The organism is Sphingomonas kyeonggiensis, assembly GCF_014204495.1.
Classification (GTDB): Bacteria; Pseudomonadota; Alphaproteobacteria; order Sphingomonadales; family Sphingomonadaceae; genus Sphingomonas; species Sphingomonas kyeonggiensis_A.
The window spans coordinates 1,055,337-1,068,468 of the sequence record NZ_JACHLN010000001.1 but is presented as its reverse complement, the minus strand read 5'-3'; the positions used below and the strand labels follow the sequence as shown (position 1 = coordinate 1,068,468).

At 66.9% G+C, this 13,132-nt stretch carries 12 protein-coding genes and 1 tRNA gene; 5 read left to right on the top strand and 8 right to left on the bottom strand.

The features are described from left to right. Positions 1-35 precede the first annotated feature (35 nt). From HNP52_RS05265 to HNP52_RS05255, 3 genes are read left to right on the top strand one after another with little or no spacing between them, the layout of a single operon-like run. A complete protein-coding gene (locus HNP52_RS05265) occupies positions 36-1,220 on the top strand; it encodes an acyl-CoA dehydrogenase (RefSeq protein ID WP_184163428.1) in 1,185 nt (394 codons plus the stop codon). Beyond that, on the top strand, positions 1,220-1,738 hold the full coding sequence (locus HNP52_RS05260) for a GNAT family N-acetyltransferase (protein ID WP_184163425.1): 519 nt from the start codon (positions 1,220-1,222) through the stop codon (positions 1,736-1,738). The genes HNP52_RS05265 and HNP52_RS05260 overlap by 1 nt, the downstream gene beginning before the upstream one ends. After that, positions 1,735-2,844: a CaiB/BaiF CoA-transferase family protein gene (locus HNP52_RS05255; protein ID WP_184163422.1), complete on the top strand. Its 1,110-nt coding sequence runs from the start codon at positions 1,735-1,737 to the stop codon at positions 2,842-2,844. The genes HNP52_RS05260 and HNP52_RS05255 overlap by 4 nt, the downstream gene beginning before the upstream one ends. A gap of 372 nt (positions 2,845-3,216) precedes the next feature. On the opposite strand, the gene HNP52_RS05250 is transcribed toward HNP52_RS05255, so the two are convergent. From HNP52_RS05250 to HNP52_RS05230, 5 genes are all read right to left on the bottom strand, one after another. After that, complete coding sequence (locus tag HNP52_RS05250) at positions 3,217-6,168, bottom strand: TonB-dependent receptor domain-containing protein (protein ID WP_184163419.1); 2,952 nt, start codon at positions 6,166-6,168, stop codon at positions 3,217-3,219. 279 nt (positions 6,169-6,447) lie between these two features. Continuing rightward, a complete protein-coding gene (locus tag HNP52_RS05245; RefSeq protein ID WP_184163416.1) occupies positions 6,448-7,260 on the bottom strand; it encodes a DUF72 domain-containing protein in 813 nt (270 codons plus the stop codon). 178 nt (positions 7,261-7,438) lie between these two features. Beyond that, positions 7,439-7,858 (bottom strand): DUF2147 domain-containing protein, encoded by a 420-nt coding sequence (locus HNP52_RS05240; protein WP_184163413.1) that lies wholly within the window; start codon positions 7,856-7,858, stop codon positions 7,439-7,441. Between the two features lie 95 nt (positions 7,859-7,953). After that, a complete protein-coding gene (locus HNP52_RS05235) occupies positions 7,954-8,355 on the bottom strand; it encodes a DUF2147 domain-containing protein (protein WP_184163410.1) in 402 nt (133 codons plus the stop codon). A gap of 141 nt (positions 8,356-8,496) precedes the next feature. Then, positions 8,497-8,571, bottom strand: a tRNA-Gly gene (locus HNP52_RS05230). 180 nt (positions 8,572-8,751) lie between these two features. Here HNP52_RS05230 and HNP52_RS05225 point away from each other — a divergent pair. Both HNP52_RS05225 and HNP52_RS05220 read left to right on the top strand, forming a co-directional pair. Beyond that, positions 8,752-9,654, top strand: a complete 903-nt coding sequence (locus HNP52_RS05225; RefSeq protein WP_184163407.1) for a tetratricopeptide repeat protein — start codon at positions 8,752-8,754, stop codon at positions 9,652-9,654. Continuing rightward, the gene (locus HNP52_RS05220; RefSeq protein ID WP_184163404.1) at positions 9,651-10,274 is read left to right on the top strand and encodes an LON peptidase substrate-binding domain-containing protein; all 624 of its coding nucleotides are present in this window, start codon (positions 9,651-9,653) and stop codon (positions 10,272-10,274) included. The genes HNP52_RS05225 and HNP52_RS05220 overlap by 4 nt, the downstream gene beginning before the upstream one ends. Before the next feature lie 4 nt (positions 10,275-10,278). On the opposite strand, the gene HNP52_RS05215 is transcribed toward HNP52_RS05220, so the two are convergent. The 3 genes from HNP52_RS05215 to HNP52_RS05205 form a co-directional block, all read right to left on the bottom strand. Further along, positions 10,279-11,016: a DUF695 domain-containing protein gene (locus tag HNP52_RS05215; RefSeq protein WP_184163402.1), complete on the bottom strand. Its 738-nt coding sequence runs from the start codon at positions 11,014-11,016 to the stop codon at positions 10,279-10,281. A 25-nt stretch (positions 11,017-11,041) separates the two neighbouring features. Next, positions 11,042-11,671 carry a hypothetical protein gene (locus HNP52_RS05210; protein WP_184163399.1) on the bottom strand — a complete coding sequence of 210 codons (630 nt, stop codon included), beginning with the start codon at positions 11,669-11,671 and terminating at the stop codon, positions 11,042-11,044. Positions 11,672-11,801: 130 nt separating this feature from the next. Beyond that, positions 11,802-13,019, bottom strand: coding sequence for a UbiH/UbiF/VisC/COQ6 family ubiquinone biosynthesis hydroxylase (locus HNP52_RS05205; RefSeq protein WP_184163396.1), 1,218 nt, complete (start codon positions 13,017-13,019; stop codon positions 11,802-11,804). Positions 13,020-13,132 lie beyond the last annotated feature (113 nt).

Below are 13,132 nucleotides of genomic sequence, written 5' to 3'. Positions count from 1 at the left end.
GTTAGGACGGCCGAGAACTAGAGAAGGACGAGGAAATGGCGGAGATGGGCCGGTTCGACTGGGCGGATCCCTTCGGGCTCGATGCGCAGCTGACCGATGAGGAGCGGATGGTACGCGACGTCGCGCGCGACTATGCGCAGGGCGAGCTGCTGCCGCGGGTGACGCGGGCCTATCTCGACGAGCATTTCAACCGCGAGATCATGTCCGAGATGGGCGCGCTGGGGCTGCTCGGCGCGACGATCCCCGAGGCCTATGGCGGCGCCGGGCTGGGCTATGTCTCCTACGGGCTGGTGGCGCGCGAAGTCGAGCGGGTCGATTCGGGCTATCGCTCGGCGATGTCGGTGCAGAGCTCGCTCGTGATGCACCCGATCAACGCCTATGGCACCGAGGCGCAGAAGCGGAAGTACCTCCCCAAGCTGGCGACCGGCGAATGGGTCGGCTGCTTCGGGCTGACCGAGCCGGATGCGGGCTCGGACCCGGGCGGCATGCGCACCCGGGCGGCGAAGATCGACGGCGGCTATCGCCTCACCGGCTCGAAGATGTGGATCACCAACTCGCCGATCGCCGATGTGTTCGTCGTCTGGGCGAAGAGCGAGGCGCATGGCGGCGGGATCAAGGGCTTCGTGCTCGAAAAGGGCATGAAGGGCCTCTCCGCGCCGAAGATCGAGGGCAAGCTGTCGCTCCGCGCGTCGATCACCGGCGAGATCGTGATGGACGGCGTCGAAGTGAGCGAGGACGCGCTGCTGCCCGAGGTGCAGGGGCTCAAAGGGCCGTTCGGCTGCCTCAACCGCGCGCGCTACGGCATCGCCTGGGGCAGCATGGGCGCGGCCGAGGCCTGCTTCCACGCCGCGCGGCAATATACGCTCGACCGCGCCCAGTTCGGCAAGCCGCTCGCCGCCAACCAGCTGGTCCAGCTCAAGCTCGCCAACATGGAGACCGAGATCGCGCTCGGCCTGCAGGCGGCGCTGCGGGCCGGACGCATGTTCGACGAGGGCACGCTCGCCCCGGAAGCGATCAGCATCATCAAGCGCAACAATTGCGGCAAGGCGCTCGACATCGCCCGCATCGCCCGCGACATGCACGGCGGCAATGGCATCTCGGCCGAATTCCATGTGCTGCGCCACGCGATCAACCTCGAGACGGTCAACACCTATGAAGGCACGCACGACGTCCACGGCCTGATCCTGGGCCGCGCGATCACCGGGATCGCGGCGTTCTGATGACACCCGACCGGCAGCCGACCCTCGAAGGCGCGCTGGTGACTCTGCGTCCCAGCACGCCGGAAGATTGGGACGCGCTCTATGCGGTGGCGAGCGATCCGCTCGTCTGGGAAGTCCACCCGGCGCATGACCGCTGGCAGGAGCCGGTGTTCCGCGCCTATTTCGACGCCGGCATCGCCAGCGGCGGCGCGCTGACGATCATCGACAAGGCCAGCGGCCAGGTGATCGGATCGTCGCGCTTCGACAATTGGGAGCCCGAGGCCGACGAGATCGAGATCGGCTGGACCTATATCGCCCGCGCATTCTGGGGCGGGGCCTATAACCGCGAGATCAAGCGGCTGATGCTGGGCCATATCCACCGCTATGTGCGCACCGCGGTGTTCACCGTCGGCGTGGACAATGTGCGTTCGCGCAAGGCCATGGAGAAGATCGGCGGTACCGCCCGGCCGGGCATTGTCGACCGGCTGATGGCCGGCGAGATGAAGCCGCACCTGATCTACGAGATCCACCGGCCGTGAAGCCGCTGGAGGGGATCAGGGTCGTCGAGCTGGCGCGGATCCTCGCGGGTCCCTGGTGCGGCCAGCTGCTCGCCGACCTCGGCGCCGAGGTGGTCAAGATCGAGCGACCGGGCGAAGGCGACGATACCCGCCATTGGGGCCCACCCTTCCTGCACGACGCCGAAGGCGGGAATCGCGACGCCGCCTATTTCCATGCCTGCAATCGCGGCAAGGAGAGCCGGGCGATCGACATCGCCACCCCCGAGGGGCAGGCGGCGGTGCGCGCGCTGGTGGCCGAGGCGGACGTCGTCATCGAGAACTACAAGGTCGGCGGGCTGGTCAAATACGGGCTCGATGCGGCGAGCCTGCGCGCGCTCAACCCGCGGCTGGTGGTCTGCTCGATCACCGGCTTCGGCCAGACCGGCCCCTATGCGCCGCGCGCGGGATACGACTTCATCATCCAGGGGATGGGCGGCGCGATGAGCCTGACCGGCGAGCCCGACGGCGCGCCGCAAAAGGCCGGCATCGCCTATGCCGACATCTTCACCGGCGTCTATTCGGCGGTGGCGATCCTCGCGGCGCTACGACGCCGTGACGCCACCGGGCACGGTGCGCATATCGACATGGCGCTGCTCGACACCCAGGTGGGCGTGCTCGCCAACCAGGCGCTCAACTGGATGGCCAACCCGGCCAAGGTGCCGGGGCGGATGGGCAACGGCCACGCCAATCTGGTGCCCTATCAGGCGTTCGACACGCGCGACGGCGCGCTGATCATCGCGGTGGGCAACGACTCGCAGTTCCGCAAGCTCTGCGGGGTGCTGGGGCTCGACTATGGCAGCGACCCGCGCTTCGCGACCAATCCGGCGCGGGTGATGAATCGCGATACGCTGATCCCGCTGCTCGACGCGGCGATCCGGCAATGGGCCAAGGCCGACCTGTACGAGGCACTGGAAGCCGAAGGCGTGCCGGCCGGGCCGATCAACAATGTCGGCGAGGTGTTCGCCGATCCCCAGGTGGTGGCGCGCGGCATGAAGATCAACCGCGACGGGCTGCCGGGCATCGCCTCGCCGATCACGATCGACGGCGAGCGGATGGTGGCGGACCGGGCGAGCCCGAAGCGGCCTTAGAAATCATCGATATTCGCGGTTTAGCGGTTCCCCGGCGAAGGCCGGGGCCCAGGGTTTCTCTGCCGTCCCGCTTGTGACCCTGGGTCCCGGCTTTCGCCGGGGAACAGTAAAGCTGGAAAACCATTCCATCGTCATCCCCGCGCAGGCGGGGATCCAGAGCCAAGCACCCTGAGGGCGCGGCGCGCTCCACCCTGTCCGGTGAGCCGGTGCTCGATGCTTCGATTGTCCCGGACTACCCTGGATCCCCGCCTGCGCGGGGATGACGGAGTAAAGAAGGCGACGGGGAGCGGACCGTGGAGTGGCCAATGCCCCCAAAGAAGAAGGGCGGCCCCTTTCGGGACCGCCCTCTTTCGTTTCAGTCCTGACGAAGGATCAGAAATTGACCTTCGCGCCGACCGAGAAGCGGCGGCCATAGATGCCGTCGCCGGCCTGGACCGGGTTGTAGAGATACGCGCCATAGGTGACCGGATCATAGTCCGGCAGGCGGTCGAACAGGTTCAGCACGTTCGCGTAGATCGTGAACTTGTCCGCGACCTTGGCGGTCATGTTGAGGTCGAAGGTGAAGTAGCTCTTCACGCGGCAACCGGTGTACGCGGGCGACGGCGCCAGGCCGCAATCCTTGTACGCATTGCCCTGGTCCATGGCCGAGAGGTCATAGCCCGAGGTGTAGTTGGCCGTACCGGTAACCGTGTAGTTGCCGATCGCGAAGCTGTTCATCCAGCTGCCCTTCCAGCGGAAGGTGCCCGAACCCGCGGTGAGGTTGTAGTTGCCGAGCGTGTCGACATAGGTCTCGCGCGTGCCGTCTGCCAGCGTGGTGCTGAGCTCGAGCATGAGCGTGGCGTCGAGGTTGCTCGTCCAGGTCACCGCGCCGACGTTGAAGCGTGCGTTCGCTCCGAAGTCGATGCCTTCCGCCTTCTGGGTGTTGGCGTTGACATAGTGCGACTGGACATAGGCAACGCGCGGCAGCGCCGACGGGTTGGCCGGATCCACCGCATCCGGGATGACCGTGTAGCCAGCCGGGATCGCCTGGCCGGAATAATAGGCCTGGAGGGCCGCGGCCGACGACAGCGAGGTGATCGCATCGGTCTTCTTGATGTTGAAGTAATCAACCGAGAGCGAAACGTTGCGCATCGGCGTGAACACCGCGCCCAGCGTGATGCTGCGCGACTTCTCCGGCTTCAGATCCGGCGAAGCGAGCGTGGTCTGGCCGTAGCTCGCGGTACGCAGATACTGCGGGCAGGCGGTGCTGAACGTCGCGACCGAGCAGCCATACTGGGCCAGGTACGCATCGTTGAACAGGCCGGCCGAGTTGGTCACGTAGCCGGTCGTCGGGAGTGCGTTCGACTCGCCGAAGGACGGGATACGGAAACCACGCGACCAGGTACCGCGCACCGTCAGCATGTCGATCGGAGTGATCTTCGCGCCGACCTTGGGCGAGAAATAGCCCTGACCGGTCGAGTAGTGGTCATAGCGACCCGACAGGTTGAGCTCGACCTGCTTGAGGACCGGCAGGCTCAGTTCGCCGAAGCCCGAGGTGACCGTGCGGTTACCCTTGGTGCCGAACGCGTTGATCGTGAAGTAGCGCTGGGTCGGACCGTTGATGTCGCTGTTCGCCGAGGGCGAATCGACCGCCTCGTAGAAGAACGAACCGCCGAAGCCGAGCTGGGCCGGGCCACCCGGCAGCTCGAACAGCGACTTGTTGACGCTCGCCTGGACCTGGTAGAGATCCGAGGACGCATCGACGTTCAGTTCCGGCGCCAGATAGTTGAGCGTCGCCTGGCTGTTCGCCGCCGGGTTCACGAAGTTGTACGAACCGTCGGCGATCACATCCAGCAGGTGCTGGATATAGACATAGCCGTTCATCGTGCGACGCAGGTCGGTGTGCATCGCCGTCGCGTCGATCTTGTAGTTCCAGTCGTCGCCGAACGTGCCCTTCACGCCCGCAGCGGCGCGGAACACGCGGCTGCGCGTCTCGTCATTGCGGGTGAGGTTCGGCATCGCGCCGATGATCGTCGCCGTCTGGCCCGAAGCCGCGAACGGATTGTTCGGGTTGAGCGTGCCGTTGGCCGCGGTGCAGTTCACGCGCGCGGCGCAGACATAGACCGGGAGGGTCAGCGCGCCCGAGCCAGGTGCGAAGGCGGCGCCGGTGCCACGCGTCGAGAACGGCGCATAGTAGATGCCGGCCGGCGCGTTGGCATAGATCGACGAAGCAGCGCCGCTATACTGGCTGCGCGACTGCTGGAAGTTCACTTCGAGATAGGCTTCCGTCGAATCGCCGAAGGTCTTGGCGACATGCGCCGAGACCCCGAAGCGATCGACCTGCGGCGCGACCACGCCATACTGGTTGGTCAGGTCCTGCTGGCAGATCGAGGTCGGCAGCAGGCCGCTGGCCGCCTGCTGGGCAGCGGTCGTCTGGGTCAGGTTGCCATTGGCGCAGCCCGACTGGAGCAGCTGGTAGCGGCCACCCGAGCCCGGCGCGGCATAGATGTTCGAACCGGCATAGGTCGGTGCGAAATTGTCGCCGTTCACCAGGTTGTTCGGTCCGCCGATGCTGGTCTGGTCGTCCGAGTTGAACGGCGCGCGCAGGTCCTTGGTGTAGACTGCGTCCGAGTGGAAGTAGAAGCCGCTGATGTACGCGTTGAAGCCGTCACGATCGAGATCGCCGGTGCCGGCGGTGACCGAGAAGCGCTGGCTGGCGGCGATGCCGTCCTGCGAGACGCCGGCTTCGGCGCGGGCCGAGACGCCCTGGAAGCTGCGCTTGGTGATGATGTTGACCACGCCCGCGATCGCATCGGCGCCGTAGCTCGACGAAGCGCCGTCCTTGAGCACTTCGACGCGGTCGATGATGTCGTCCGGAATCGTGTTCAGATCGACGAAGTTGCGGGTCGCGTCGTCGGCGAGCGGATAATAGGCCGCGCGCATGCCGTCGAACAGCACCAGCGTCGAGTTGGTCGACAGGCCGCGCAGCGAGATCGCCGAGGCGCCGCCGGCGAACGCGCCGTTTGCCGAGAAGCTGTTGGTGAGCGTCGGGCCGTTATTGGCGGCGAGGCGCTGCAGGCCGTCCTGCACGGTGGTGATGCCCTTGGCATCGAGCGTGTCGGCGGTGACGGTGGTGACCGGCGAGGTGGTGACCTTGGTCGCGAAGAGCGAGCCGGTGACGACGATTTCGGGGGCTTCGTCGGCCGCCGGGGCGGTCTGGTCGGCGGTGGGGGTGGGAGCGGTGTCCTGCGCGAAGGCGGGGACGGCGAGGAGGCTGGTGGCCAGGGTCAGCGCCGACAAGGCGGTGCCTGCACGCAGCGTGCGAGCGATGTTACGCGTAAACATGATACCCTTTTCATACTGCCCCACGCGCACATTGCGTGGGTACGAACTGGCTCAAACCGCCTGAAACGGCATGTGCGGTGCGTTGGATGAGAGCAGGGGTTTCGCGCGTAAAGCGGCCGTTGGTATAAAGTTGCGCTTTGCCAATCGGCTGTATCCCGAAAGGCACGCATTTTTACTGAATTGTTTCCGTCAGTTTTCGCAAATGCGCGCGCTTCGTCCGAAAACGGCAGAATTGCGACGGATTCGGGCAGTCTCGCGACCAGGACGGACGGTTTGACGTCAGCCCTGGCTCGACTCGTCGAGCCGGCGGATCAGCTCCTGCGCCGCCGCCGGTGCGCGGATCTTGCCGCCATGGATGAAGAAGATGAAGGTTTCGCGTCGCGCCGCGGGCGGGTCCCTGTCCTCGACATAGGGGAGGCCGGCCGGGCGGCCGCCCGACGCCCAGGTCCGTGCCGCCTCGGTCCAGCGCGGCAGCTCGGCATCGGGATAGCAATGGGGGTTGTCGTCCTCGCCCGCCTCGAGCCGGGCATAGACGAAGTCGCCGGTGATGTCGGCGATCGCCGGATATTGCGGCGAATCGGCATAGACGATCGCCACGCCCGCCCTGCGGCAGAGATCGACGAACTCGGGCACCGCGAAGCTCTCGTGCCGCACCTGGACGGCGTGGCGGAGCTTGACGCCTTCATGGGTGCGCGGGAGCAGGTCGAGGAATGCGCCGAAATCCTGGGCGTCGAACTTCTTGGTGGCCATGAACTGCCACATCAGCGGGCCGAGCCGGTCGCCGAGCTCGACCACGCCCTGGCCGACGAATTTGGCGACCGATTCGCCGGCATCGGCCAGCACCTTGCGATTGGTGCAGAAGCGCGAGCCCTTGACCGCGAAGACGAAGCCGTCGGGCACGGTCTTCGCCCAGCCTTCGAATGTGGCGGGCTTGAAGCTGGAATAATAGGTGCCGTTGATCTCGATCGCGGTGAGCTGGCGGGAAGCGTATTCCAGCTCCTTCTTCTGCGAGAGCTTCTCCGGATAGAAGGTCCCGCGCCAGGGCTCGAAGGTCCAGCCGCCGATGCCGACTCGAATGGGTGCTTGGGTCATGCCCCGCACCCTAGCCGGTGCGGGGCCTGCCGCCAGCCCGAAGCTGGCGGTCAAACGCGGTTTTGGAATGCGCCTGTCAGCGCATTGCGGTACCGGCCCGCGCCCCCACCCGGCCACCCAACGGCAGTATCATATGGGTGGCCGGGTGGGGGCGCGGGCCGGTACCGCCTCAACAAGCCTAGCGCACGCGCGACCAGGTCTGGGCCTTGCAGATGATGCCGAACAGCACGCATCCCTTGCCGACCATCTTGTCGCCGTCCTGGAACTGGATGGTGCCCGAGAAGGTCTGGCGGATGTCGGGGACGAACACCTTGCCGCTCCACTTGCCCTGGCCGGCGGGCTTGAGGTCGCGGAACAACCGGGTGCCGACCAGGCTGTTGGTGCCGCCGCGCTTCGCGTCGGCGATCGCCTTGTCGCTGGCCCAGGTGATCGTGCCGCAGACCGCGCCGCCGCAATTGTCGATGCGGATGTGCACGCTGTTGCTGGGGTTGCGCCACTCGCTGGCGATCGGCGCGTCGGGCGGGGAGGCGGACGCGGGGGCAGCGAGCGAGAACAGCACGAATGCGGGCAGAATCGCCCGAAGGACTTTTCCGAACATGGCGGGGCTTCTTGCGGTTGGAACCTGTATGCCCGCTGAAGTGGAAAGCCCGCGTCCCTCGAACAAGGCCGCTTACGGAAACCCAGCGTTCGGGTTTATTCCGTGATTCGCGACCAGGTCTGCGACTTGCAGCCGACGCCGAGCACCAGGCAGCCGCGGCCGATCATGCGGTCGCCCTCGATCGTCACGGTGCCCGAGAAGGTCTTGCGGATATCGGGGACGAACACGCTGCCCTTCCAGCGATTCGGCCCGTTCTTGTAGAGATTGCGGAAGATCGGGGTGCCGATCAGGTTCTCGGTGCCGCCGCGCTTCGCATCCGCGATCGCCTTGTCGCTGGCCCAGACGACGGTGCCGCAGATCGCGCCCTTGCCGCAGGGCTCGTAGCGGATGTGGACGCTGTTGTGCGGATTGCGCCACACGCCCTCGATCCCGTCGGGCGGGGAAGCGGCGGAAGCGAGAAGGGCGGCGCCAAGCGCCAGAGCGAGCCGTGCGATCATCGGCAACACTTTGTCATCCGACCCCGGGCACGCGCAAGCCATCCGATAGGGTAGGCGCGGATCGAATCATCGAACGCCGGCGGATCTTTGGAAATTTTCTGAAGTTCGTTTCCCAGGCACCGGAAATCCGGTGGGAAACGCTGGAGCGGGCGAAGGGATTCGAACCCTCGACCCCGACCTTGGCAAGGTCGTGCTCTACCCCTGAGCTACGCCCGCTCTGGCGTTCTAGTCCGGGGCAGCGAAGCGCCACCGGGCTGGGTGAGGCGCGGCCACTAGCACCGGCTTTTTGGGTCCGCAACCCCTATCGCCACAGTTTTTTTAAAGGCTTGGCGCATCGCCCCTGAAAGCCCACATATCGCGACGAACCGAAGCGCATCTTTTTCAGGAGCAGACACCTTGGCCACGCTTGGACTCACCCCCGCGGAAAAGGAAGCCGTGGACGGCTTCCGCCGGGACGTCGTCGAGCCCTCGATGACCAGCCTCGTCATGATCGATTTCTGGGCGGAATGGTGCGGCCCCTGCAAGGCGCTGACCCCGATCCTGGAAAAGGTGGCGACCGACTATGCCGGCAAGGGCGTGATCCTCGCCAAGGTCGACGTCGACGCGAACCAGTTCATCGCCAACCAGTTCCAGGTCCGCTCGATCCCGACCGTCTATGCGATGTTCCAGGGCCAGCTGGTCGCCGACCTCAGCTCGGCGCGCACCGAATCGCAGCTGCGCACGATGCTCGACCAGCTGCTGCGCCAGCTGCCGGTGCAGAGCACGGAAGCCCAGGCGGAAGCCGAGCTCGAGCCGCTGATCGAGATGGGCGAGCAGTCGCTGGCCGAGAATGATCCGGAACGCGCCCTGTCGATCTTCGAGCAGATCGCCGAGCTGGTGCCCGAGCATCCCGTGGTCGCCGCCGGCCGCGCCCGCGCCCTGCTGGCGCTGGGCCGCGCCGAGGAAGCCGAATCGGTGCTCGCGGCCCTGCCCGAGGACGCCAAGGGTGCCGAGATCGAGCAGGCCCGCGCCGCGATCGCGCTGGCGAAGGAAGCCCAGCCGGTAGAGGACCTGTCGGGCCTCGCCGCCCAGGCCGCCACCGGCGACATGGAAGCGCGCTACGAGCTCGCCGGCGGCCAGATGGCCTCGGGTGACCGCGACGGCGCCGCCGAGACCCTGCTTGCGATGGTGCGCGACGACCGCGAATGGAACGAAGGCGCCGCCCGCCAGCGGCTGCTCAAGCTGTTCGAGGCAGTCGGCCTGGAAGACCCCTGGGTCTCCGCCCAGCGCCGCAAGCTTTCGGCGATCCTGTTCGGATGACGCCTTCTGGGAAGATCACGCGGCTGTCTGTGTTCCCGCTGGCCGGCGCGCTGCTCTTCCCGCGGATGCACCTGCCGTTGCATATCTTCGAGCCGCGCTACCGGGCGATGGTCTCCGACGCGCTGGTCCGCGACCGGCGCATCGGGATGATCCAGCCGCGCGACGCCGCCAACCCGCCCGGGCTGTTCGAGATCGGCTGTGTCGGCCGCATCGCCGAAGTGGAAGCGCTCGACGACGGGCGCTTCGACATCGTGCTCGAAGGACTGGCGCGCTTCGTCATCCGGCGCGAGCTCGACGTCACGACGCCGTTCCGCCAGGTCGAGGCCGAGCTGGAGGCGGTGGGCGACATCGAAGTGCTCGCCATGGCCGAGCGCGCCGCGCTGGAGATCGAATCGCGCCGCTTCGCCGATGTGCTCGGCTATGCGGTCGACTGGGAATCGGTGAGCCGGCTCGACGACGAATCGCTGGTCAACGGCATCGCCCAGATCGCCCCGTTCGATGCGGCATCGAAGCAGGCGCTGCTTGAGGCGGACACGCTCGCCGAGCGCAGTGAGCTGGTGGTGCAGCTGATGCAGTTCTACGGCCGCCATGACGGGGACGACGAGGTCACGCTGCAATAGCGGCTTAGGGCCGGATGACCTGGCACTCCCAACCGTCATAATCCCCGCCCAGCGCCTTCGCTTTCTCGACCAGCGGCAAGTTGATCGAATCGATTGCGTCCGGCTGATCGATTCGATCGAAGCGCACCCCAAAGCTGCTGTCCGAACCGGGCGGAGGCGGCGACAGATGGAAGCCCTCTCCTTCCACCCACATGGCAAAGGCTTGAGCCGACGCCACATCGGGGAAATAGGCCCAGTGGTCGATCTGGCGGGGCAACTCCAGATGATCGTCGTGCCCGCGCAGCGCCTGCAGCACATCACGATTGCGGATTGCCTGCAGATCCTGCGGACGGGGATAGAGGAAATCGCGATAGACGCGCCAATCGGGGTCGTCCTGCTCCCCGGCATCAAAGGCATATTCGGGATGGGCCGCCATCGCCTGCGCCGCGCGATCCTCGAACGGCATCGATTCCGCCAGGTAGAAATAATAGGTCCGCGCGCCATTCGCCGTATCGCGCCCGACATAGCGAAGCCGGCTGTCCGGCTCGAGCTGCGCAAGGAGCTGGTCCTCCAGCGCGACAAGACGGTCGAACTCGTCATTGCTCGACAGGCCGTCTGGACGCGGCGCATTCATGTAGAGGCGCAGATAGCCCAGGCGATCGAAGCCATGGAGGGGCGCCGCTCCGATCAGACTCAGGTCGAGTAAGATCGAGGCGGGCATGTCCTCGATCAGGCACGCATAGAAGTTCCATTTGCCCTGCATCGCAACACCCCTCCCCATTCGGCGCTCAGCGCCGATAGACGCCTGTGAACGTCACGTTCAGCCCGCCGCACTGGCCATTGTCGCGCGCGATCAGATACGGGCCGAGCAGTCGCATCGCGACGCGGCAATCGGGCTCTTCCGCGTCGGACACTTCGATCCGGTCGCCGGCCGGCACAGGCCTGTCGGCGCCGAAGCCGCCGGTGTTGATGGCGCCGATCTTCACCCGCTCGGGATCGCGCGCGCCCCAGGTGGCATTGCCGCTGAAATGGAGCGAGCCCGGCCGCGCGCCCCGGGTGATATCGATCTCCGCCTCCCAGACGTTCCAGCCGCCCAACCAGTCACTGGCCTTGGGCGGGGTGGGCGCTACCCGGCGCAACGCAGCGCTTTCGATCCAGCCCTCGCTCGGCAAGGTGCTGCCGGGGGCGAGATAGGTGACGCGCGTGAGCGCACCCTTCGCTTCCCAGGCGACCAGCCTGTCGCCGGCGACGACATAGCCCTTGCGCCGGCAGGCGGCGGTGGGCGCCGGGCACCCTTCCCGCTCGTCACCGGCGTGGAAATAGCGCTTGGGGCCGGGGGCGACCTCGACCAGTTCGGCATCGATCGGCGCGGGCGCGTCCTGGAGCAGCAACAGCAATGCGAACGGCAACACCGGCATCGTGATTCTACCCTTCTCGTTCCCCGGCGAAGGCCGGGGCCCAGGCTCGGCGCACTATCGATAGCGCAGGAGACTCTCGAACGACATTGCAACTGGGCCCCGGCCTTCGCCGGGGAGCAGGTTCAGCAGGCTAAGCCGGAATCCCCCGCAGCAGCTTCGGCACATCGCCGCTTTCGCCGCGCGCCTCGGCCATGAACCAGTGCTTCAATGGTGGCAGCCGGTCGACCGCGGAAAGGCCGAAGCGACGAACCGCGCTCGCGGTCCTGCCGGGGATGCCGAACAGGCGGGTCAGCCCGTCGGTGGCAGCGGCGACCATGAAGGTGTCGAGCCCGCGCCAGCGCTGGTAGCGCGCGAGCAGCTGGGGATCGCCCATGTCGAGCCCGAGCCTTTTGCCATCCACCAGCACCTCGACCAGCGTGGCGACATCGCGGAAGCCGACATTGACGCCCTGCCCCGCGATCGGATGGATGCCGTGCGCGGCATCGCCGACCAGCGCCAGGCGGTCGCTGGTGATCCAGGCGGCGTGGTGGAAGCCGAGCGGGTGGCTGAAGCGCGCGGTGAGCGGACCGAGCTTGCCCAGGAAACCGCCCATCCGCTTCTCCGCCTCGGCCAGATAGGCGCGCTCGGAGATCTTCATCATGCCGGCAGCGTCGCGGGCATTGACCGTCCAGACCACCGCCGAGCGATGGCCGTTCTCGTCGTCGAGCAAAGGCAGGATCGCGAAGGGACCCTCGGGATAGAAGATCTCGAAGGCGATATTCTCATGGCTGTGCTCGTGGCCGAGCGTGGCGACCATCGCGGCATGGTCATAGCTCCAGCGCGCGGTGTTGAGCCCGGCGGCCTGGCGGGTGGGCGAGTTGCGGCCCTCGGCACCGATCAGCAGCTGGGCGGAGACCTGCTTGCCGTCGCTGAGCGTCGCGGTGACGCCGAATTCGCCACGTTCCACGTGAAGCGCCCGGGTCTGCATCCGCACATCGGCGAGGGGCGCGGCGACCGCGGCTTCATAGAGTGCAGTGCGCAGGATGCGGTTCTCGAACATGTGGCCGAGCGCGCCGTCACCTTCGCCGGGGGCGAAATCGAGCTTGCCGGGCTCCAGCCCGTCCGAAACGCGGATGCCCTGGATCGGGCAGCCCTTCCCCGCCAGCCGCTCCGCCACGCCGATCGCTTCGAACATGCGCATCGGCGCGCTGGCGATCGCCGAGGCGCGGCCGTCATGCCGGGCGGCGAGGATCTGCTCCGGATCAGCCGGATCGACCACGATCGAGGAAATGCCATGCGCATCGAGCGCGGTGGCCAGCGCCGAGCCGACCAGCCCGCCACCGAGAATGAGGACATCTGCGCGATCCATTGGCGTGCCGTAGCGCGTGGTTTCGTTCGCGTCATCCCCGATGCGCCCTTCCTGCTCCCCTCCCTGCAAGGGAGGGGCCGGGGGTGGGTGGCGAGCGAAGCGAGCGCAGCCAG